We start from the raw sequence: 21,290 nt of genomic DNA on the forward strand, positions 1-21,290 counted from the left end.
CTCACCGAGTTCGCGCACGGGCTCCATGTCATTCGAGCCGGCGACCTGCTCGAGAATGCGGTTGCCGGTTGCCTGGTTGGCTGGCGGGTCGAGGTCGTAGATCGAGCCGGCGTCGTAGGCGACGGTCTGGGCGGCGGCGGGAGCGGCCAGCGCGGCGAGGCCCGCCAGGGCGAACAACACCGTGGTGAGCACTGTAATTCGGTTCGTCGTCATCGCGCCCCTCCCGCTCTCACCGGTCGTGGCGGCATGATGCCGCCTCGCGCGTGCGAATGGAAGGGCGAGAGGCGATCGCGCCGAGGCGGGGGCCGATCCGATCCGGCAACGTCCCTGTCCAGCGGACCTCGGGTCAATGCCTGACCCGTTCGATCCGGTGATCACTACTGCCGCCGAGCGGAGCCATACCGGATCGTCGAGGCGCCCCTCGAGGCGAGGCGTACGCGAGAAAGCTCGCCGCCCCGGCACATCCCGATCCAGCCGGCGGTGAGCCGCGGGTGTTCGATACGCCGAGGCCGGGCCGGCTCTCGGGCCGATGATCGTCGCCCCGCAGAGCGCCCGTCCGTCATCCCGCGGCTGGCGTCTCATGGTCGGTGGCAATCCCGCGAGCGAGCCGTCCATCGAGCCAATCGGCATCGATCTGCGGCACGCTGTCGAGGAGGCGCATCGTATAGGGATGCGTGGGGCTCTCGAGAACGGTATCCCTCGGGCCGGATTCGACGACCCGCCCGTTCGACATCACGACGACGAGGTCGGCGACGGCTCGGACGGTCTCGATGTCGTGCGTGATGAAGAGATACGTGATCCCGAGTTCGTTCTGGAGGCGCTGGAGCAGACGGAGAATGCCTTCCGCGACGACCTGATCGAGCGCCGAGGTGATCTCGTCGCAGATGACGATCTCGGGATCACTGGCGAGCGCACGTGCAATCGCGATGCGCTGCTTTTGTCCTCCCGAAAGACTGCCGGGCAGTCGGTCGATGAAGACGTCCGGCTCGAGTTCGATCATCGACAGGAGTTCGCGCACCCGTTCGAGCCGCTGGCGGGCGGTGCGACCGAGGAGGCTTTTCATCGGACGCTCGAGGATCTCCCGGACGCGCTTCTTCGGATTGAGAGACGTATCGGCGGACTGATAGATCATCTGCATGGTGCGCAATTCGTTGCGCGAACGCCTGCGGTAGCTCGGCTCGAGCGGCCGGCCGCGCAGCAGGAGGTCACCCGAGGTCGGGGGGAGCAGGCCGGTCATCACGCGAGCCAGGGTGGATTTTCCGCTGCCCGACTCCCCGACGACGGCGACGGTTCGTCCGGCGACGAGGTCGAGGGAAACGTCATGCAGGACCTTCGAATTTCCATAGCCCGCCTCGATGGAACGAATGGAGAGAAGCGGAGGTCCGGAATCGGGGGGCGGGGACGAGGCGGGCTTGCGCAGCTTTCGCACGGCCCAGAGGGTCCTCGTATAATCATCCTTTGGAGCCGCCAGCATGGCCCGCGTTTCCGCCTCCTCGACGGGCCGCCCGTGGCGAAGCACCAGGATCCGGTCGGCCATCTGGGCAACGACGGCGAGGTCGTGGGAGATGTAGAGCGCGGCGGTGCCTTGCTCGCGTACGATCGCTCGGATCGTGCGCAACACCTCGAGCTGCGTCGTGACGTCGAGCGCGGTGGTCGGTTCATCGAAGACGATCAGTTCAGGCTTGCACGACATCGCCATCGCCGTCATCGCCCGCTGCAATTGACCGCCCGAGACCTGGTGCGGATAGCGCAGGCCGAAGGTCTCCGGCGAGGGCAGCTGCATCTTGCGATAGTATTCGACGGCGGACCGCTCTGCCTCGCTGCGGGTCTCGATGCCGAACCGCACGGGCGATTCGGCATACTGGGTGATCAGGCGGAACGCGGGATTGAATGCCGCCGCGGCCGACTGGGCGACGTAGGCCATCCGCGCTCCGCGCAGTCTCCGCCGCGCCCTTTCCCCGAGGGAGAGGATATCGATCCCGTCGAAAGAGACATGACCGCCGACGACACGGCAGCCGTCGCGCGTGAAGCCCATGACCGCAAGCCCGAGAGTGGATTTTCCCGCCCCCGATTCCCCGATGATGCCGACAACCTCACCGCGCCGCACGTGGAGGTCGACCCCCTGGAGGATCGGCGAGACCTGCCCGTCGACCGAGGCCTCGATTCTCAACCCGCGAACCTCGAGCAGCGGGTCATGAGCGGTGCGTCGCACGGTCATCTCCATCCGCCTCACTTCTGCAAGCCGCTGGCCCGGAAGAGCTGCCAGTCGACCACGAAATTGACAGCGACCGTAAGCAGCGCGATGGCGCTCGCCGGAAGCAACGGCGTGATATCCCCGAACGTGATGAGCGTGGCGTTCTCACGCACCATGGAGCCCCAATCGGCGGTCGGCGGCTGGATGCCGAGCCCGAGGAAGGACAGTGCCGCGATGAGCAGGAAAATGAAGCAGAAGCGCATGCCGAACTCGGCGGCGAGCGGCGCGGTGATGTTGGGGAGGACTTCGCTGAACATGAGGTAGGCGAGCCGCTCGCCGCGCAGGCGCGCCGCCTCGATGTAGTCGAGCACCACGATCTCGCGCGCGACGGCGCGCGTCAGCCGGTAGACGCGCGTTGCCTCGAGAACCGCGATGACGAGGATCATATTGATGATCGAGGTGCCGACGATGGTCAGCAGCAGGAGGGCGAATATGAACAGCGGGATCGCCATCAGCACATCCACCATCCGGCTGAGGACCTGGTCGACGAGGCCACCGATCGCGGCCGCAACCAGGCCGAGCAGCACGCCGATGAGAAAGGTGAGGACGGTCGCGAGGAAGGCGATGCCGACCGTGTTCCGCGCGCCGTAGAGGATGCGCGAGAGCATGTCGCGGCCGAGATTGTCGGTTCCGAGCAGGTGCTCGGCGCTCCAGGGAAGGTATTGGGCGCCAACCACCTCGCGCTCACCGTAGGGCGCGATCAGATCGACGAAGAGCGCAACGAAGACGTAGGTCGCGATCACGATCATGCCGAACCAGGCGGTCGGCGGCGCACTGCGAAGGCTCCTTGCAAGGGTCATCGCTCGCACCTCACCGGGCATGCCGCAGTCGGGGATTGGCGAGGATCGCGCCGATGTCGGCCGCAAGGTTCAGGAGGATGTAGACGCAGGCGAAAAAGAGGCTGCACGCCTGCACGACGGGGATGTCGCGCTTGGCCACGGCATCCACCATCAGTTGGCCGAGCCCGGGATAGACGAAAATGACCTCGACCACGACGACCCCGACCACGAGCCAGGCGAGATTGAGGGCGACCACGTTGATGATCGGGGCGAGGGCATTGGGCAAGGCGTGACGAAGGATAACGGCGCCGAGCGGGGCGCCCTTGACATGCGCCATCTCGATGTAGGGGGAGGCCAACAGGTTCATGATCGCCGCCCGCGTCATCCGCATCATGTGGGCGGCGACAACAACGGTGAGCGCGAAGGCCGGCAGCAGGCTCTGGTGGATGCGATCGACAAGGCTCGTCGTCGCATCGATCACGACGAAGGAGGGAAACCAGCCGGTGCGGCTCAGCGTCACGATGAGGATATAGGCGATGAGGAACTCCGGGATCGAGATCGCCGAGAGCGCGATGGCGTTGATGGAGCGGTCGGCGAGCGTGTTGCGGTATAGGGCCGCCAAAAGCCCGAACCCGATGGCGAGCGGCACGGAAATGACGGCAACGAGCGCCGCCAGGAACAGCGTGTTGCCGGCCCGCGATGCCATCACCTCACTGATCTCGCGCCGGTTGGCGAGCGAGGTGCCGAGGTCGCCCGAGAAGATGGCGCCGAGCCATTCGAAATATCGCTCCACGGCAGGTCGGTCGAGCCCGAGGTCGCGGCGGATCGCGGCGGTCGTCTCCTCCGTCGCGTACTGGCCGAGGATTTCGTCCGCCAGGTCGCCAGGCAGCAACTCGACCGCGCCGAAGATGATGACGGAAACGACGAGCAACGTGGCGAGGCCGAGCAGCAGGCGGCCGAGGATCAGTCGCGTGGCCAGCGTCACGATGCTTCTCGCCGTTCGATGGAGTACGGGGGGCCGCCCAGCGGCCCCCCTCTCGTGCAACTCTGCCGGTTCGCCCGAGGCGGCGCAAGTCTCCCGCGGGCCACTCTCAGGCGAACCACCAGCGCTCGATCATCAGGCCGCTGTCCATCTCCGAGGCATTGCCGACCTGACCATGGGCCAGCTTGGACGAATGCGCTTCCACGTGGTTCGTGAAGAGTGGCGCGATAACCCCGCAGTCGTCGCGGATGAGGCGCTGCATCTCGCCATACATCTGGCGGCGCTTGTCGTCGTCGAGTTCGGTGCGCGCGGCGATCAGCAGCTTGTCGAACGCCTCGTTGCTCCACTGGGTCGCGTTCCACGGAACGCCGCTCAGATAGGACGAGGAGAGCATCCAATCCTCCGTGGCGCGGCCGGAGGAATAACTGGCGCAGAACGGGCGGACCCGCCAGATGTTCTTCCAGTAGCCATCGCCGGGCACGCGATCGACGTTGACGGTGATGCCGGCCGCCGCAGCGCTCTTTTGATAGAGCACGGCCATGTCGACGGCACCGGCGAAGGCGCCGTCAGAGGTTGCGAGGTCGACGGTGAGGCTCGAGAGCCCGGCCTGTTTGAGGTGGAACTTCGCCTTGTCGGGATCGTAGGCGCGCTGCTCGAGGCTGCGATCGAAGTAGCGATTGGCCGGCCCGACTGGGTGATCGTTGCCGAGCATGCCGTGGCCGTAGAGAATTTTCTCCAACATCTCCTCGCGATCCACGGCGTATTTCAACGCCATGCGGACATTATTGTCCTTGTAGAGATCGTTCGTGGTGATCATCTGGAACATGAAGTGCTTGTTGCCAGTCTGCTCGTTGATGGCAATGCCGGGCACGCTCTTGAGGCGCTCGAGCGTCTTGAGGTCGACGCCGCTGATGATGTCCACGCCGCCCGAAAGGAGGGCGTTCGTGCGCGCCGCGATGTCGGCGAAGTTGATCAACTCGATGGAGTCGAAGTGGGCGCGTGCGTCGCCCCGGTAATAGTTGGGGTTGCGCTTGGCGACCGCCCGCACTCCGGGCTCGAAGCTCTCGAGGACGTAGCCTCCGGTCCCGATACCCTTGCCCATGGCGCCTTCGGGCATCATGCAGAGATGATAATCGAAGAGCAGGTAGGGGAAATCCGCATTGCCACCCTTGAGCTTGATGACAACGCGGCTGTCGCCGTCGGCCGCCATGCTCTCGATCGGGTCGACGATCTGCTTGATCGGGGATTTGGAATCCGGTCCCCGGTGATGGTTGATCGAGGCGATCACGTCGGCGGAAGTGAATGGCTTGCCGTCGTGGAATGTGACGCCCTTGCGAAGCTCGAAGGTCCAGGTCGCCGCATCGGGCGAGGCTTGCCAGCTCTCGGCGAGCGCCCCGATCAGCTTGCCGTCGACATCGACCTCGGTGAGGCGGCTGTAGAGGGCGCCGGCTCCGAGCACCGCCATGAAGAGGTCGGCGAACGTGATCGGATCGAGCGAGTCGCCCGAGTGACCACCACCGATGCCGAGCCGCAGATGCCCGCCACGCTTGGGTGCGGCCGCTGCCGCGCCGTCTATGGCCGACAGCAGTCCCGAGCCAAACGTCAGGGCCGCCGCACCCGTCGTCCGCAACACAGTACGCCGTGTTAATTTCCTCGCCATGGCCGTTTTTCTCCGTTCAAGAAACGCCGATTCCTAACGCTTGTGTGCCTCGCACCAGGCCAGCACGTCGCGATATTCCATCATCCGATCGGGAAAGCCCTCGGCACGGATCTCGACGCCGGCTGCCTCCTCCATCATCTTGATCACGTGGGGTGTCCAGGCGTCACCGCCGTATTTCGATTTGGCCTCGATGAACATCTGATCCATCAGTCCGGTGAACTTCAGCGCCACGTCGTGGCTGCGCCCGAGTTCCATCATCAGCCCGAGGTCCTTGCAGGCCAGCGCCAGGGTGAATGCGGTATCGAGGCTGCCGTTGAGGATGACGGGCGCCACGGTCTCGAATTCGATGCTGTTTCCGGAACTGGCCTGGATGGCGTGATAGGCCACGCCGAGGTCGATACCGGCACGCTTGGCGAGCAGGAGGCCTTCACCGGCACCGATGAGATTGACGAAGGCCAGCATGTTGGTGATGACCTTGAGGATCGAAGCCGATCCGATCTCGCCGAGATGGAATATCGGATCGGCAAAGCATGCGAGCCCCGGACGGTGGCGGTCGAGTTCCTCCTTCGAGCCACCGACCAGCATGGTGATGGAGCCGCGCTCCGCACGGTGGATGCCGCCGGTGACCGGGGCTTCGAGCGTCGCAACGCCACGCTCGGCGGCAAGCCCTGCGACGTGGCGGATCGCCTTGATGTCCGTCGTACTGGTCTCGATCCAAGTCGCGCCTTCGGACATGGCCGCAAGCGCGCCGCCGGGCCCAGTCATGACCGCGGTCGAGATCTGCGGCGAGGGCAGGCAGGTCAGCAACCCATCGACATCTCGTGCCGCCTCGCTCGCCGATGCCGCCCAGCGCGCTCCAGCCGCCTCGAGTTCGGGTCGTCGGCGCAGGTCGTGTATGGTGAGATCGTAGCCAGCGGCGAGCAGGTTCCTTGCAATCGTCTCACCGAGGTTGCCGACACCAACCAAACCGTACTTCATGGACGCTTCGCTTCCTGAAAGGGCGCCGGCTGTTTCGCCTTGCGACCCGTTGGCCTCGCACCGGTCCGCAGGGTAGGAAGAGCGACCCGGACAAGTCCAATCGAGCAGCTTGGGCTCAAGACCCAAACCGTTCGATCGATCGACGAGCCGTCGCCACCGCGAGCCCGCCCGCCGCGACTCCGGCTGACCGCTGCTCCTTGCCCATGGTCAAGCGGGGAACTTGCTGGCGTTTCTGGCGGCAATGGATCGGTACGCCATTGATCGATCGAAAAATTGAGATCATATTGCGATTTCTGCGCCATATTTCGATCGTTCAACCCCATGCCCGCTGGCTTTCGGTACCCGCCTCTCAAGTGGCTGATGGCCTTTGAAGCCGCGGCCCGGCACATGAGCTTCACGGCCGCCGCCGAGGAGCTGGGCCTGTCACAGGCGACGGTCAGCTATCAGATCAAGTGTCTCGAGGGGATGGTCGGCTCGCAGCTCTTCGAGCGAAAGCCGCGCCACCTTCAGTTGACCGATATCGGTCAGGCTTACCTGCCCGCCATCCGTCGCACGTTCGACGAGTTGTTCGCCTCGACCGCGGGTCTCTTTGCGCAGGTTGGCCAGAACCACATCACTGTGCGTGTCGCCATTTCGTTCATGGTGCTTTGCCTCGGGCCGCGCCTCAGCGACTTCCGCGCCCGACATCCCGCCATCCGGATCAATTTCTGGTCCTCGATCTGGGCGAGTTCGGAGGATACGAGTGCGGCGGACCTCGATATCCGCTTCGGTCTGGGAACCTGGCCGGGCTATGAAGCAACGCTGCTCGCCAACGATTCCGCGATCCTCGTGTGCAGCCCGCAGATGGCCGAGAGCCTGCGCACGATCGACGATCTCGCCCTCCTGCCCCCCGATCGCATGATCGATGTCGCCGGTCAGGACGACCTCTGGCGCCGCGCCATGCTGAAGTATGCGGGAATACCGACGATCTCCTCGGGGCCGCGCGTCGACACGACGCTGGCGGCTGCCGAACTGGCGTGCTCGTCGGTGGGTGTCGTGCTGCTATCGAAGCTCTTTGCCCGCCCGTATCTCAACTCGGGCCGCCTGGTCGCCCCACTCGACCTCGAACTCGAGCTGAAGCGGGCCCACTATCTGCTCCAGCCCGCGGCTCGAAAGCGTCCTCCCGCCGAGGTCCTGTTGTTCAGGGATTGGCTCCTGCGCACCGACTGGAGTGGTTAGCACGAGGCAACCGCATTCTGGACCAATTGCCGGCCAGCGTCGTTCAGTTTCAATTTCAGCGTGCTGCCGGATCGGCCAACAAGATCAAAGGCCCAGATGGGATTGGCAACAGGGCTCCACCAATGGATTTTCAAGCACTGAGCCACGTGCAAAAGCCGTTCGTCAGCACCTCACCCCAGGGGCGAAGAATCGCTGACGGTCGGCCTCGAACCCTTTGCGCCAGTGCTCCTCGCATCGATCGCTGCGTTGCAGGTTGACGTGGCGAAGCTTCGCTTCGACCTGCGCGGGCACAGCGGCGCGAGGCGGTCGTGGGGCTGACGCGCTGACCGACCAGGCCAAGGGCCAGGGTGCGCTTGCTCGGTTCGAAATCAATGGTGCGATACGAAATGTCGCTTCGCAGCGTTTTGACGGTGGAAACCGGTCTCAGGTCGGATGCGCTGGACCGTGTGGGTTTCGGAATGCCAGGGGCGGCTCATGGCGTGGCTCTCCCCGTGCGATGTCGACCTGCCCGCAGGAGACAGTCTAAGGCTTCGGAATGGCGGGCTCGTGCGATGCGATGCGCAGGGCGCGGAGCGCGTTCAGGATAACGGCCACGTCGATCGCCTCCTGCAGGAGCGCCCCCTGTACCGGCGTCAGATAGCCAAAGGCTGCAGCGAACATGCCCATCACCGAGAGGCCGATCCCGACGACGACGCTTTCGACGGCAATGCGGCGCGAGGCCCGTGCGATCTCGATCCCCAGTCCCAGTCGGTCGATCCGGTCGACGAGGAGAACAACATTGGCCGCCTCGGCCGAGGCGGCGGCGCCCCGTGCCCCCATCGCCACGCCAACATCGGCCGCGGCCAGAGCGGGCGCGTCGTTCACACCGTCGCCGACCATCATCACCGGCCCATTCTTGCGCTCGGTCAGTACGAGCAGCACCTTCTGATCGGGTGTCAGCCCGGCCCGAAGCCCGTCGAACCCGAGCCCTTCGGTTACGCGCTCGGCCACGTCCGCGCGGTCGCCGGTGGCCAATAGGATGCGCCCGATCCCCTGACGGCGGAGCCCCTTCAGCATGGCGCCTGCACCTTCGCGGAGCGGATCGGACATCACGAGGTGCCCCGCCATGCGGCCGTCGACCGCCACGGCGACGAGGACGGAGCCAGCGGCAATGGGGGGTTTTTTATCCGGCCGCCGTCCGAGCTGGGAGTTCAGGAAGCCGTCGCCGCCGACGATGACGCGGCGGCCCTCCACGTTGCCCAAGACACCTTCGCCCGGCATCTCCGTCACCTCCGATGGAACGGGCAGCGTCAAGCCCCGCGCCTTCGCGGCGGCCACGATTGCCTGGGCGACGGGGTGCTTCGAGGCTTGGTCGAGCGCTGCGGCGAGGCGCAGGATATCGTCCTCGGCCATGCCGCCCGTGCTGTCGACGGACATGATCTGCGGGCGGCCGTCGGTCAGAGTGCCGGTCTTGTCGAGGATCAGCGTGTGGATGCGCGCCATGGTCTCGAGCGGCCCCGCACCCTTGATCAGCACGCCGAAATGCGCCGCGCGCGACAGCCCGGCGACCAGCGCGACGGGTACGGCCAAGATCAGCGGACAGGGCGTGGCGACGACCAGGACGGCCACAGCCCGGATCGGATCGCCGGTGAACCACCATGCCGCGAATGCGATGCTGACAGTGACGGCCAGAAAGCCCAGCGACCAGCGGTCCGCCAGGCGGGACATCGGCGCTTTGGACGCCTGCGCTTCCTCGACCAGACGGACGATCCCGGCATAGGTGCTGTGCTTGGCCTCGCGCGTCGCCGTCAGGTCGAAGGCCTCGCCCGCGTTGGTCGAGCCGCTCATGGCGTCGGCCCCGCGCGCCAGCCGGACTGGCAGGGACTCGCCGGTCAGCGCCGAGGTGTCGAGGAAGGCCGTATCAGAGGCCACTGTGCCGTCTACCGGCACCACGTCGCCCTGCCGGATCAGAAGGCGATCCCCCGGGACGAGCGCATCGAGCGGCACCTCCTCCAGACCACCGTTGCGGTGCCGGGTCGCCGTCCGTGGCACGCGGGACAACAGATCGTGCATCGCGCGCCGGGCGCGTCCCTCGGCGAAGGCCTCGAGGAAAGTGCCGCCCGAATACATCACCGCGACGACCGCTGCCGCGAGGGTCTCACCGAAGACCAGTGCCGCCGACATGGACAGCGCGGCAACGATGTCCAGACCGACCTCGCCGCGCCCGATGCTCCGAAGAATTTCGACCACGAGCGCGGCGAGCGCGGGAACGACTCCGGCGATCCAGACGGGATTTGCGATATCCGGTTGGCCGGCGAAGTCGAACGCAAGTCCGCCAGTCAAGCCGGCGACGGCCAGCAGCAGGATTGCGGTCTTGAATCGATCGGTACGGGCCTGTTCCATGCGGCTCAGCTTCCCCTGACCGAGGCGATTGCCGCTGGCTCTTCGGAAAAAGGTCGCCAGACTCCCACGCCCCTCGTGTTCCCTTCATCATCGCGCATGAAAAACCGAGTGAACCGTCCCGAGATTGCCGGAGGCTCCAACTCTCGGGAGACTTGAGCCATGACACATCCATCGAACAGGTCGGCTTCGGCGCCTTCCTGCCGCGTCCGACACGTCGTCAACCGGTTCGGGTGAACGTCGATGTGCCCGGCAATCCGTGCAATCGAGCGATCACCCTGGATGGCCGCGATCGCCACCTTCGCCTTGAAGGCCGCCAAGTGCTTGCATTTCGCTCGGCTGCTCATGGTGCGGTCCTGATTCGCCGACACAACCGTGCCAGCTGTCAGGCAGACGATCCACTATCCCGGCATCAGAAAATCGTGGTGCCGACTCTCAGGGGCAATTGGACCGATCCTGGTTCGCCTCCCCGGCCTCAATTGCAGGGGAGAATATTGTCTTGAAGGATCGTTCCGTCGACGAAGCTGATCGTCCCTGTGAAGGAACCGCCAAAGTCGGTGCTGCACAGGAGAGGGTTGTTGGTCGAGAGGTTGGTGTTGCCGATGCTGCCAGCCTGAACCGTGGTTGGGCCTCCGAAGAAACGGAACAGAGGACCACCATTCACGCCAGCAAAGGTCGTATTGGCAACGAACAACGTCGCGTTCGGGTTCAGGTCGATGACGATGGCCCCGATGTCGCGGAACGTCACCCCATCAAAGTGGAAGCTGTTCCCGAAACCAGAGTCGAGCACGGCATCAAAAGTGATGTCGCTGAACCTCGTATTCGTCACAGTGATCGTGTTGTCTATGCCATTCGCGAAGATGCCGAAGTCCGTATTTCTGACGGTCGAATTCGAGATTGTGACCGTGTTGTCGAAGCCGACCTCGAGGGCGTCGTCGCCAGCGCCGTCGACTGTCAGGCCGGCGAAAGTGAAGGTGTTGTCGTCATCGATATGCACGGCGTCGTCGAGCGCATCGGTGATGCTCACGCCTGTGAACGTGCCCGTGTTGTTATCGCCGATATCTATGCCCCTGTCGGAAGGCGAGGTGATCATCAGGCCTGCAACGGTGAAGGAATTGTCGTCATCGGCGCTGAGTCCATCATCGCCGGCACTGGCCAGCGTGCCGCCCTGGATCGACACCGTGTTTCCGTTATTGATATCGATGCCGCTTTCGCCGGTCATCGAGGTGCTGACATTGATGATGAAGAGCTGATTGTTGTCGTCGATATCGACGCCGTCGCCACCCGTATTGGAGATTTGGAGGTTGGTGAGGAAAATATTGGATTTGTCACTTCCGACATCGACGCCATCGCCAAAGCCTCCGGGACCAGAGCCGACGACCTCGAGGCCGGACACATGGGTGTTGGAGCCGCCGAGCAGCAGATTGTCGGTGTTCACGGCCGGCGCGGTGAGTGCGCCGGCGGCGCCCGGAGCGGTGAAGTCCAGTTCGGTGCCGGTGTCGAGGCCGCGAATGCGGATGGTCGAGCCTCCCCCCTGAAGCGTCTGGTTGCCTTGCAGGGTTTGCGAGCCCACCACGGTGCCGTTGACGATGATGAGCGAATTGGCGCCGGCGGCATTCGATGTGTTCGTCACGCTACCGCCAGCGGAGACGAAGGCAACCCGGTCGAAGTCGACACCGGTCAGCGCATCCTCGGCGCCCTCGAGACTGAGGGTCGTTTCGACCTGCCAGCTCGTGATGATGTCGGCATCGCGCACGACCCCCTCGCTCATGCGCCGTTCCTGCGCGGTGAGATTCGCGAAACGACCGTCACCGAACCGACCATCGTCGGCGCCACCGAAGGGCAGCCGCAATCTCAGGCCGGCTTCAAATCGGTCCTTGCGCACATCGTCGTACTCGTATCTCGCATCGGCCGTCAGCCGCGAGCCGGGCACCCCCGACAGGACATTCTCCATGCGCCATTCGGTCCGCGCGCGCGGGCCCGCGATTTCGCCCCGGAATTCGTCTTGATCGAACCAGAAGCCGCCGGCGTAGAGGCGCAACTCGCTTTGCATGGCCCTGTAGTCGAACGGGGTCTCCTCGCCGATGCCGAACAGCTCCAACGGCACCCTGACACCCACTTCGGCATCGAAGCCGCGGAGCGCGTACTCCCAGCCGGTGTTCGAGGTCTGCTGAATGAAGAGGCTGGTGTCGGAAAGCAGCGCCGCGAACGAACTGCTCTGACTGACGAAATCGCGCTCGTTCGTAGGAACATAACCATTGGCGCGAATGTCGAAATCGGGATGCAGCGCCTCCAAGCCGAATGCGACCTGGTTGAAGCTGCTGTCGAGGCGGGTGTGTCGATGATCGAAGCCGACCCAGACGCCTAGATTCCAGCCGCCGCCGTGCATGACCCGGTAGCCAACCGCCAGGTTGCCTTCCTGGACGTCGCCTTCCAGCAACCGCCCTCTGGCATCGATGAACGCCAGACTGCCCCCCTGCTGCCAGAGCGGCGCCCATCCCGCCACCTCGCCGCGCGACTGCGTGTTCGACGCGTAGCCGCCCACTTCGAGCCAGGGCGCCCACTTGGCGATATTGGAGCCGGGCTGGTCGGCGAACGCGATCCCGCAGCTCAGCGCTCCGATGAGGCTAGCGATAGCAATGGACCTGGCGTGCAACATGGGGACCCCCACCCTACCCAAGGCATTGCCAATGTCATTCACCACCGCCGAATGGATGAATCACCAGCGTATAGAGCTGTAATCATGCTACGGATCTTGGGCAATCTCATTCGGAACCTCGCGTCTCATTCTTCAGGACTTGTGTCCCCTCGACCCTATGGCGTCGTGCCCAAGCAGGGCTGGTGCCTCGGGAAGTGATGCGGGAGACGAGGCAGCGGCGTTGCTTTTAGGGAGCCCGCAGGGCGAGAGCCGTGCAACGCCGAATGGATCCCTCGTCCACAGGACGTCCAGAGGGGCGACGACGAGGGAATCGGTCTTGGGCCGGCTCGACGTTGGTTCGGGTTCGAACTGTCGAACGGACAGGATCCGAGGTTCGTCGGCATCGACAGAATGGCGGTGAAGGCGCTGCTTGCGAAGGACCCCGACAGTGATCTCATCAAGGGAATGAAGGTCAAATTCGCCTCGCTCGGTAGGGACGACGAGGTCGAGGGCCTGACTGGTGCCGACCGAGGCGAGCGCTCGGCCGGTCGCACGAACCATCGCAACGGCTATCGCGTGCGCGACTGGTGCACCGGCGTCGGCATCGTGCCGGTGGCGATCACCAAGCTCGCCAAGGGCTCAAATTTTCCGTCATTCCTGGCGCCTCGCCGATCCGCCGACAAGGCGCCGGTCGCGGTCTTCCTGGGGGCGCATGTGCACGGCGTATCGAAGAGGTCGCCCTGCGCAAGCGCTCGTTGCCTGGGGCGGCTCAGATCGACGGGGGCACGATCGCGGTGCGATCCGGGCTCAAGGTTCGGCGCCGAATGGCTGCGCGAACGGCAATCCCGTCAGGGCCACGGCACGATCGCCCTCGGGCAGGGCCGCAACGAGCCCTCGCGTGCCGTCGGCAATCTCCGAGCGAACGAGCCCGACGCCGATCATCCGCCCGAAGCGGCGCGACCAGGCGATCTCGGCGATGTGCCCAACCGTCTCGCCCGAGAGAGCGAGCGCGACCGGATGGCCGACCGGATCCCTCGCCGCACCTTCGATGAGTAGGCCGACCCGGCGCCGCTCAATTCCCTTCTCCGCTATTGCCGCAAGCGCCTTACGCCCGACGAAATCGTGCCTCGCATCGAGGTCGATCATCGCCCCGAAGCCCATCTCGAACGGGTTCGCCGGGTGCGTCTGCCAGCGCATGTCGGCGCCATAGGAGATGAGCCCGCTTTCCAGTCGCTCGATGTCGTTCGGAGCCCCGGGTCCGATCCCGTAGGCCGCACCGACCGCCTTCACGCGCTCCCAGAGGTCGTCACCGAGGCTCCCGTCCTGCAGATAGAGCTCGAAGCCACCCTGCTTCGACCAGCCCGAGCGCGCAACGACGAGCGGAATGTCGTCGAGCCGCGTCTCGCGGAAGGCGAAGTAGGCGAGATCGCGTACCCATTGGCCGAAGAGGGCGACGGCGACCTCGATCGCATGCGGCCCCTGGATGGCGAGTGGCGAGACGTCGGGCTCGCTCACCCTGACATCGAGGCCCCTCTCGCGCCCGATCGCTGCCGCCCAGAGGTGGATGTCGCTGTCCGCGACCGAGAGCCAGTATCGATCCTCGGCGAGCTTGAGCAGGACCGGATCGTTGATGAGGATGCCGTCGTGATCGCAGAGCGGAACATAACGCCCCTGCCCGATGCGGGTTCCGGCAAGGTTGCGGGGCGTCAGGTATTGCGCGAGGGCACCGGCATCGGGACCGCGCAACTCCACCTGACGCTGCGCCGCCACGTCCCACATGACCACACCCTTCAAGAGCCGGTCGTACTCGCCGTCGGGATCGCCGAAATGGCCGGGAATGAACATGTGGTTGTAGACGGAAAAGCAGCGTACGCCGTCGCGCACGGTCGCATCGAAATACGCCGACTTGCGGATGTTCGACCCGATCCCGATCGCAAAGTTCATGGCCCGTCCCCGTCGCTCCCACCTCGAGCCTTCTGCCCGACGGAAACGTCACAGCACGTCCCGCACCTCGGCGCCAGCCTCGGCCCTCGCCGATCCCACTGCTCGATCGACGACGAGCGACTTGCCCCGCGGCGAACCGAAGTCGTCGCGGCAGGTCTCGGCGAACACCTGCACGACGCGCCGGCGTGACCTGGGCGTTGTGGACGTGGAGCTTGCGGTTCTTGTATTTCTCGGGAACGGTATCGATGCCGCCGAAATTCACCATGTCGAGCGCACCGCAGGAGCCGACGTCGGGCATCTTGGTGCGGATCGTGGCGCCGAGGCGATCCGCACCCGCGCTCATGACGCCGCCCATGTGCAGGTCGGCGATCTCGGTGGTGGTCGAGTCGATCATGCCGACGAGGCGACCGCTGTCGGCCGGATTCTCCATCGTCCGGCCGCCCGTGCCCGTCGCATGGAATACGAGACACTCGTAGCGGTCGCCCAGTTTCTCCACCATGCGTGTCACGCAGGGCGTCGTCACGCCGAACATCTTGAAGCCGATTGCCGGTTTGTCCTTGGTCTTGCCCCTGCCGGCCGGGATTTTTCCCTTAGATCGCCCCCGCCAGCATGTACGCCGCGTTGCCGAGGACGATGCGCGAAATCGCATTAGGGCCGGCGACATCGACCAGCTTCACAGGCACGCGACGGGCCAAGAGGATCGACCTGATGAAGTCGAGATCCTCGAACTTGGTGTCGCAGGTCCCGACCACAACGGCGAACCCGTCCTCCTTCGAGCCGATGGCCATGGGCTTTCCTCCACGCTGTAGCGAGCGGTTTGTTCGCCAGACCGAGTAGCGCTCGCTCGCGCGTCCAGTCCCTTCGAGCGTAGATTTCACCAGGTGGAACGCGAGGCGGTGACATGGAATCCCAGGTCAAGACCGTCCGTGGCCTCGAACGGAGCTTGCGAGTGCTTGCCGCATTGCAGGAAGCCGGTCCGCAGTCTTTGGACGAATTGCACCGCAGGTGCGGCCTCGCCAAGGCCACGCTCTTGCGCCTTCTCAAGACACTGCACGAGCAGGGCTGGGCGAACCGCCGCCTGGCGGATGCGCGCTGGTATGCGAACCCGGCACCACTGATGCGGGCGCACGCGTCCGGCCTGCCCAATTCTCGCCTGACCCAAGCGGCAGCGCCGGTTCTGGCGGAGCTGTGCCGCAAGGTGATCTGGCCTTCCGATCTCTCCGTGCGCGTCGGCTCGCACATGGAGCTGACGGAGACGAGCCGCAGCTATTCGCATCTGACGCTGGCACGCATCACCGTCGGTTTCCCGATCGACATGCTACGGTCGGCTCCGGGCCGTGCCTATCGCGCCTTCTGCCGCGACGAGGAGCGGAACGAAATTCTTGCAACGCTGCAAGCAAGCGATTCCCCATCGGAAAGTCTGGCGAGCAACCGTAGCTTCATCTCCCGGTTGATCGAGGAGTCGCGCGAGCAAGGTTACGGGGCCCGGGAGCGGAGCTGTGGCGGACATATTTCTCTGCCGCTCTCGCGCTACGATGACGGCGTCAATACCATCGCCGTGTCGATCCAGCGCGAAGGTCGGGTTCTGGGATGCATCAACATCGTCTGGATCAGGACTTTTCTCGATCAGGCCGAGATGGCACGACGCCATCTCGGTGATCTCGAGACCGCCGTCGAGCGGATCGCCGACGCGTTCGCCTAGGTCATGATCGAGTGACGCGGCGTTGGCTCGCGCACCGGAACTCGCCGATCTGGTGGAACACGGTGAGGATGGTCTGTCGCAGGCTCTGGCCGAGCGGCTCGCAATGCACCCGATTTCGCACTGGCAGTCGCGGTTCCGCACCGGGTCGACGGAAAGCGTGTCGAGGTTCATGAAGTACTGAGCATGGCCGCCGTTTAATACCTCGTCGAAATAGCGCCAAGCATGTGCTGCGGGGCGCTGGACAGGCGCGAGCAAATCGATGGGCTCGCGGATGGTATCGCGGACAGCTTCATAGACTGCCCCATACGGCTCCGGATCGGCTCACGCCTCGGCAAAGGTCACGGGCGCGCTGTAAAGATCCTCGTTCATGGATGATCCGCTCATCGTTGCCCGCATGACGGTGGAACCGGCAGGCTAGGGCCTCGCTCTGCGGCGTAGTTCATGGCAGTCTGGGTACGGAGGGACAAGCCAGGGGCGACGTTTCAGGGGCAATATGAAAGACGAGACGCGGATCAACCCGGGTGCATCTCCAATCGAATTGGCGCAATTGGCTAGCGCCCTTGGTCTGCGACCCAGCTTGGCCAAAAATAACTCAGAACCAGGGCAATTCAGAATGAAATGGTTTCGCGGCCAGCCGATGGCGAGTGCGCGGACAAGCCATCGATCCGAAGTGACCGACTTCAAGCCCCCGCCATGCAGACCGCTGTTTTTTCTCTGCCGCGACGGACGTTCTCATAGTTCGCCTGCATCTGCTGGCCGGGCTCGGTCTCGTAGCGAACGACGGGCTCAGGCACCGGCGCCTTGGCGGCTCTCGCTGTCCGGGGGGCTCGCGCTGCCCTCGCTCCAGGGCGCCCGGGCCGCCGTGGTCAGGTCGCACCCGGCCAGCATCGTCTCGATGGCGCGCCGCGAACCCTTGAGATGGAAATTCACCGCTCGGCCCGGATAGGCGACAGTGCCGCCCCTTCCCGCCATCAGTCGGGTGACGACGGGTTGGTTGGGCGCGAGCGGGAACTCCAGTCTCTCGTAGAGGCCAAGGTAGTTGGGAATAGCGTCGACGAGGTGCTGCTCGCCATCGATGGTGATGGTCACCGGGATCGGCCCGGCGGGCTGACCATCGGGAGAGAGAAAATCGATGCCGCCCTTCAGCATCCTCGTGCCGGGCTCGCAGGCAAGGCTGAGGACGGCGGCCGGCTCCTCCTCGTTGCATGGGGTGATCGCGGCATAGCCGCTGCCGTTGCCGTCACTGTGGCCGGACCAGGCGGCGGCGTCGTGGCATCGCCCCTCGAACGTTCGCGCGCTGGCGGACTGCGCAAGAACGGGCGCGGTGAACGAGGCGCCGAGAATACCGAGGAGTGTGAGAAGGAGTGTGCCCGCCGCGCAAAGTCGGAGCCGGCCGGCGCGCCGTCGCGGCGACGCCCCCGCGACCAGCCTAACGACCGGCGAGCGCCCACCTGCCGGCGGTGCGCCGGTGCGACCGGATGAGTGCTCTTTCTCGAAACCCGTACAGACCATCGGAAAAACCACCCTTATCTCGCTCGCGACCATTCGAAGCCGCGATCTTGGGGGCGTATGGGCTGCCGATCAACCGCCTACAGCACCGATGTCTACGCGGCAGAGCGTTCCCACGCGTGCAGGATCAAGGCCGCTTCGGCACCAGGCCATTCAAATGGCTCAGATTTTGACATTCTTGCCAGTGGGTGCACGAGCGCGATTGCGGAACCGGTTTTCAAGGCGGCGCCGAACCGACAATTCCGAAATCGAGCGGCACTTCCGGCAAGACGGAGCGCGAGGAGACGGCGCCAAGATGGCGAGGGCCTGTTTCACCATTGCGACGCTGGTGGCGCTGGCGCTATCGGCGGGCGCTGCACATGCTCAGGCACCGTTCGGCTTTCCACACGAGGACTTCGGCAAGGTCGCGCTCTCGCGTGCGAAGACCGTCGCAGGCGAGGCGCTCGAAGTCGGGGTCGGGCATGTCCGGCTGGCCGACCCCGACCTGAAGACGCTCGAAGTGTTGGAACTCACCGGCGGCAAATGGCTGCTCACCGCCACCTTCAAGGACGACGACCCGGTCGCCGCCGCGCCGTTCGAGGTCCGCACATTCTCGCTCGCCTTCCTCTCGGCGCACACGTGACGGCGCGCTCGAGCCCAAACTTTTCCCTCCACACCCGATTCCTGCAAACGGTCGGACCACGGCCAGGACCGTGCCAATTGGCTGACGCCGCTTGGGGAGCACCCCAAGGTCATCATCACGGCGGCCGCCCACGCCAGCGTGGCGAGCCTAAGCGATGGCCACGCGGGCCGGAGATTACAGGGTCGCCGCTGTGTGGTAGCCTCGCCGGAGCTCGCGGGTGGGCGCCGACCGACACGTGCTTTTGACCCATTCCGGCTGCGAGTAAATGCAGCATGTTTGACCGGTGGTCGGGCGCCCTGAAGGTGCTTCAGTGATGCTAAGCAGGTCAATGCTGATCGCCCTTTCGTTGCTTTCGGTCACCCCGGCCCAAGCGCAGGCCCCCGACCCTGCCTGGACCGCCTGCCGTGCCGCGCCGACTCGGGCCTGCGTTCTCGCGGAGGCCACGCGCAGCGCTCGTGCCTTGAGCCAGGAGACATCACGCGCCGAAGGCTTCGACACCATCGTGCGGGCGCTGACCGAGGGGCAGCGCTTGGAGGAAGCGCTCGCGCTGTCGCATACCCTCCGCCAGCAAAGCGCCAGCCTGCTCGTGCGTATCGGCCTCGTTGCTGCTCTTGCCAAGGCGGGACGCTTCGCCGAAGCGGACCAGACGGCAACGGCCATCTTGAATCCCGGCTGGCGGGCCGTCGCGGAGCTGGCCGTTGCCCAAGCACTCGCCGCGAGAAGCGACATCGCGGGGGCAAGGGCGAAAGCGGCGTTCGCGCTCCAACTTGCCAAGGGCGCCGGCCAGCCCGGCGACTTCGCTTTGCCGCGCATCGCGACCGCCATGAGCCAATGGGGCGACGCCGATGAGGCGATCGAACTGGTGCGCGCCATTGCCTCGCCGGACTGGCGACTGCGAGGCCTCGTCGATATCGCGAAGACCTTGTCGGTGTCGCATCCCAATCAGGCGCTCGAATTGCTGCGAGATGCGTCCAAGGTCGCGTCCGCGCAGGGAAACCCCGTCTGGACCGTCTACGAAATGCGCGATGTCGCGGTCGTGCAGGCGGCTGCGGGCGGCAGAGAGGAAGCGCGCGCGACATTCGAGCGGGCGGCCGACGCTGCCCGGCGCTTCGACGATCAGGGCTCCCGCGAGACGTTTCTCGAGGTGGTCGGTATCGGCCTGGCCGAAGCGGGATTGACGGCCGAGGCCCTCGACCTCGTGCGCTCCATGGGCGGCGACTGGCCGCGCGTCAGGATCGCGACGGCGGCGGGCGTTGTCGAAGCGCAGGCGGGGCGAAAGGTCGAGGCAGCTGCGGCCTTCAAACTTGCTTCGCATGCCGCCGAGGAGGGTCGGCCAGCGGCTCGGCCCTTCCTCCATGCCCATATCGCCGACGCCGAGGTTCGCGCAGGCCTCAACGAGCGCGCTCAGAATTCACTCGATCGGATGGACAGGGCGGCCGCTCTGGTCGAGGGAACTCACCGCGCGGGTGCAATGGCGATGGCGGCGATGACGCGCATCCGGCTCAACGGAGGCGATGCAGAAGCGGCATTGGCGTTGATCACGGAACAAGGCGCCCGTGATGCGGCGCTGCGAACGCTTGTCGAGGAGCACTTGAAGGCAGGCCGGCTCGACGCGGCAAGAGCTGCCGCCCTTCGCCTCTCCACGCCCTTGGATCGCGGATATCCGTTGAGCCTTGTTGCGATCGCGCAAGCCAAAGCGGGCAAAGTCGACGATGCGCTCGCCTCGCTCGATGAGATGCTGGCGATCCACTACCGCCGTGTCGACGCCCTCGCCGCGATCGCCGTAGCGCTGGCGAACTAGACGGTAAACTCGCTTTGGATGGTATTGTGGATGGCTATGCGGAAGGAATCGCCAGGGGAGGGCGGAGCGGTTCGAAGCTTGCTTCGGGCACAGTGAGCGAACCACATATGCCACCCTCGTCCCCAAGGGCTGATCAATAGGCTTTCCCAGAGATTACGACCGACGGGAGCGGGACGTCCCATGGCCCACTCGCCCCGTGGTTCGCGATCACCCGCCGGGCGACGGCCGCGCGGATGGCCGCCTTGTTCGCATCGGGCTGCGGCCGCAGCAACGCGCCACCACGCACCGTCCCGTCCTTGAAGAGATCGAACGGGGCTGCCGGATCCTCGATCCGCCAGCGGCTGTTGACCTGAGGGAGCCGGAGATCGCCGAAACCGATCGCCGCCGCGCCGTTCGCCGTCCGCACATTCTCGCCCGCCATCCTCTGGGCGGACATGTGACCGCGCGCAAGCCGGCACTTTTTCATCCGCACCCCATGCCTGCAGTCGTTCGGCAATGGCTGGCAGCAACCACGATTTTCCATTCGCCCCGATCCGCCGACCTCCCATTCCGCGACCGATGCCGCGGCGCTGGCGATGACGCGCGTCAGCTTCATGGTCGGATGCACCCGGCCCGCGCCACCAATCCCCTGACGTTCCCGACGCCCCAGGCGCCGCCGCGCCGCGTCCTGATGCTGCGCCGTGTGAGCTCGGCGGCAATCGCCCGCAGCGAGACATGCCCCTTGGACCGGATGTCGGCGAGGACCGGGGCGAGGTCCCGTGCGAAGGCGTCGGCGTTGGCGGTGACGGCGGCGTGGAGCGCGCTGCCGCCCTTGCCGGCGCGGC

Annotated in this window: 16 protein-coding genes and 2 pseudogenes; 5 read left to right on the forward strand and 13 right to left on the reverse strand. The window is 65.3% G+C overall.

Features of this window, described 5'->3' with window-relative positions:
• From GC150_17380 to GC150_17405, 6 genes are all read right to left on the reverse strand, one after another.
• Positions 1-213: hypothetical protein (locus GC150_17380; protein MBI1386679.1), on the reverse strand; the 213-nt coding region annotated here is incomplete at its 3' end.
• A 346-nt stretch (positions 214-559) separates the two neighbouring features.
• Entirely contained in the window at positions 560-2,218 is a 1,659-nt protein-coding gene (locus tag GC150_17385) for a nickel ABC transporter ATP-binding protein NikE (protein ID MBI1386680.1), read from the reverse strand.
• Between the two features lie 11 nt (positions 2,219-2,229).
• Positions 2,230-3,054, reverse strand: coding sequence for an ABC transporter permease subunit (locus GC150_17390; protein ID MBI1386681.1), 825 nt, complete (start codon positions 3,052-3,054; stop codon positions 2,230-2,232).
• Positions 3,055-3,064: 10 nt separating this feature from the next.
• Positions 3,065-4,018 carry an ABC transporter permease subunit gene (locus GC150_17395; protein MBI1386682.1) on the reverse strand — a complete coding sequence of 318 codons (954 nt, stop codon included), beginning with the start codon at positions 4,016-4,018 and terminating at the stop codon, positions 3,065-3,067.
• Positions 4,019-4,124: 106 nt separating this feature from the next.
• Positions 4,125-5,675, reverse strand: a complete 1,551-nt coding sequence (locus GC150_17400; protein ID MBI1386683.1) for a peptide ABC transporter substrate-binding protein — start codon at positions 5,673-5,675, stop codon at positions 4,125-4,127.
• Positions 5,676-5,708: 33 nt separating this feature from the next.
• Positions 5,709-6,653: an NAD-binding protein gene (locus tag GC150_17405; GenBank protein ID MBI1386684.1), complete on the reverse strand. Its 945-nt coding sequence runs from the start codon at positions 6,651-6,653 to the stop codon at positions 5,709-5,711.
• Between the two features lie 321 nt (positions 6,654-6,974).
• Here GC150_17405 and GC150_17410 point away from each other — a divergent pair, with 321 nt between their 5' ends.
• Positions 6,975-7,871 carry a LysR family transcriptional regulator gene (locus GC150_17410; protein MBI1386685.1) on the forward strand — a complete coding sequence of 299 codons (897 nt, stop codon included), beginning with the start codon at positions 6,975-6,977 and terminating at the stop codon, positions 7,869-7,871.
• Positions 7,872-8,393: 522 nt separating this feature from the next.
• On the opposite strand, the gene GC150_17415 is transcribed toward GC150_17410, so the two are convergent.
• The 3 genes and pseudogenes from GC150_17415 to GC150_17425 form a co-directional block, all read right to left on the reverse strand.
• A complete protein-coding gene (locus GC150_17415; GenBank protein ID MBI1386686.1) occupies positions 8,394-10,253 on the reverse strand; it encodes a heavy metal translocating P-type ATPase in 1,860 nt (619 codons plus the stop codon).
• A gap of 5 nt (positions 10,254-10,258) precedes the next feature.
• Positions 10,259-10,357: pseudogene (locus tag GC150_17420) on the reverse strand (FAD:protein FMN transferase).
• A 368-nt stretch (positions 10,358-10,725) separates the two neighbouring features.
• Positions 10,726-12,909, reverse strand: coding sequence for a hypothetical protein (locus GC150_17425; protein MBI1386687.1), 2,184 nt, complete (start codon positions 12,907-12,909; stop codon positions 10,726-10,728).
• A 390-nt stretch (positions 12,910-13,299) separates the two neighbouring features.
• Between GC150_17425 and GC150_17430 the strand changes: the two genes are divergently transcribed.
• Entirely contained in the window at positions 13,300-13,944 is a 645-nt protein-coding gene (locus GC150_17430) for a hypothetical protein (protein MBI1386688.1), read from the forward strand.
• Here the strand turns inward: GC150_17430 and GC150_17435 are convergent.
• The gene (locus tag GC150_17435) at positions 13,696-14,832 is read right to left on the reverse strand and encodes a glycine cleavage system protein T (GenBank protein MBI1386689.1); all 1,137 of its coding nucleotides are present in this window, start codon (positions 14,830-14,832) and stop codon (positions 13,696-13,698) included. The two genes, GC150_17430 and GC150_17435, sit on opposite strands and share 249 nt — an antisense overlap.
• A gap of 184 nt (positions 14,833-15,016) precedes the next feature.
• Positions 15,017-15,620 (reverse strand): annotated as a pseudogene (locus tag GC150_17440) (hypothetical protein).
• A 113-nt stretch (positions 15,621-15,733) separates the two neighbouring features.
• Here GC150_17440 and GC150_17445 point away from each other — a divergent pair.
• Positions 15,734-16,534: a helix-turn-helix domain-containing protein gene (locus GC150_17445; protein ID MBI1386690.1), complete on the forward strand. Its 801-nt coding sequence runs from the start codon at positions 15,734-15,736 to the stop codon at positions 16,532-16,534.
• A gap of 786 nt (positions 16,535-17,320) precedes the next feature.
• On the opposite strand, the gene GC150_17450 is transcribed toward GC150_17445, so the two are convergent.
• Positions 17,321-18,046, reverse strand: coding sequence for a hypothetical protein (locus GC150_17450; GenBank protein ID MBI1386691.1), 726 nt, complete (start codon positions 18,044-18,046; stop codon positions 17,321-17,323).
• 292 nt (positions 18,047-18,338) lie between these two features.
• Here GC150_17450 and GC150_17455 point away from each other — a divergent pair, with 292 nt between their 5' ends.
• A complete protein-coding gene (locus GC150_17455; GenBank protein MBI1386692.1) occupies positions 18,339-18,665 on the forward strand; it encodes a hypothetical protein in 327 nt (108 codons plus the stop codon).
• Positions 18,666-18,978: 313 nt separating this feature from the next.
• The gene (locus GC150_17460) at positions 18,979-20,466 is read left to right on the forward strand and encodes a hypothetical protein (protein MBI1386693.1); all 1,488 of its coding nucleotides are present in this window, start codon (positions 18,979-18,981) and stop codon (positions 20,464-20,466) included.
• Between the two features lie 133 nt (positions 20,467-20,599).
• On the opposite strand, the gene GC150_17465 is transcribed toward GC150_17460, so the two are convergent.
• Positions 20,600-21,061: a hypothetical protein gene (locus GC150_17465; GenBank protein MBI1386694.1), complete on the reverse strand. Its 462-nt coding sequence runs from the start codon at positions 21,059-21,061 to the stop codon at positions 20,600-20,602.
• Positions 21,062-21,290: the final 229 nt, after the last annotated feature.

This window comes from Hyphomicrobiales bacterium, from assembly GCA_016125495.1.
Classification (GTDB): Bacteria; Pseudomonadota; Alphaproteobacteria; order Rhizobiales; family RI-29; genus RI-29.

Excerpts from the sequence above, each read along its gene's own strand:
- GC150_17385 (MBI1386680.1), bottom strand. The coding sequence starts at position 2,218 with ATGACCGTGCGACGCACCGCTCATGACCCGCTGCTCGAGGTTCGCGGG.
- GC150_17390 (MBI1386681.1), bottom strand. The coding sequence starts at position 3,054 with ATGACCCTTGCAAGGAGCCTTCGCAGTGCGCCGCCGACCGCCTGGTTC.
- GC150_17400 (MBI1386683.1), bottom strand. The coding sequence starts at position 5,675 with ATGGCGAGGAAATTAACACGGCGTACTGTGTTGCGGACGACGGGTGCG.
- GC150_17405 (MBI1386684.1), bottom strand. The coding sequence starts at position 6,653 with ATGAAGTACGGTTTGGTTGGTGTCGGCAACCTCGGTGAGACGATTGCA.
- GC150_17410 (MBI1386685.1), top strand. The coding sequence starts at position 6,975 with ATGCCCGCTGGCTTTCGGTACCCGCCTCTCAAGTGGCTGATGGCCTTT.
- GC150_17415 (MBI1386686.1), bottom strand. The coding sequence starts at position 10,253 with ATGGAACAGGCCCGTACCGATCGATTCAAGACCGCAATCCTGCTGCTG.
- GC150_17425 (MBI1386687.1), bottom strand. The coding sequence starts at position 12,909 with ATGTTGCACGCCAGGTCCATTGCTATCGCTAGCCTCATCGGAGCGCTG.
- GC150_17430 (MBI1386688.1), top strand. The coding sequence starts at position 13,300 with ATGGCGGTGAAGGCGCTGCTTGCGAAGGACCCCGACAGTGATCTCATC.
- GC150_17435 (MBI1386689.1), bottom strand. The coding sequence starts at position 14,832 with ATGAACTTTGCGATCGGGATCGGGTCGAACATCCGCAAGTCGGCGTAT.
- GC150_17445 (MBI1386690.1), top strand. The coding sequence starts at position 15,734 with ATGGAATCCCAGGTCAAGACCGTCCGTGGCCTCGAACGGAGCTTGCGA.
- GC150_17450 (MBI1386691.1), bottom strand. The coding sequence starts at position 18,046 with ATGGTCTGTACGGGTTTCGAGAAAGAGCACTCATCCGGTCGCACCGGC.
- GC150_17455 (MBI1386692.1), top strand. The coding sequence starts at position 18,339 with ATGGCGAGGGCCTGTTTCACCATTGCGACGCTGGTGGCGCTGGCGCTA.
- GC150_17460 (MBI1386693.1), top strand. The coding sequence starts at position 18,979 with ATGCTAAGCAGGTCAATGCTGATCGCCCTTTCGTTGCTTTCGGTCACC.
- GC150_17465 (MBI1386694.1), bottom strand. The coding sequence starts at position 21,061 with ATGAAGCTGACGCGCGTCATCGCCAGCGCCGCGGCATCGGTCGCGGAA.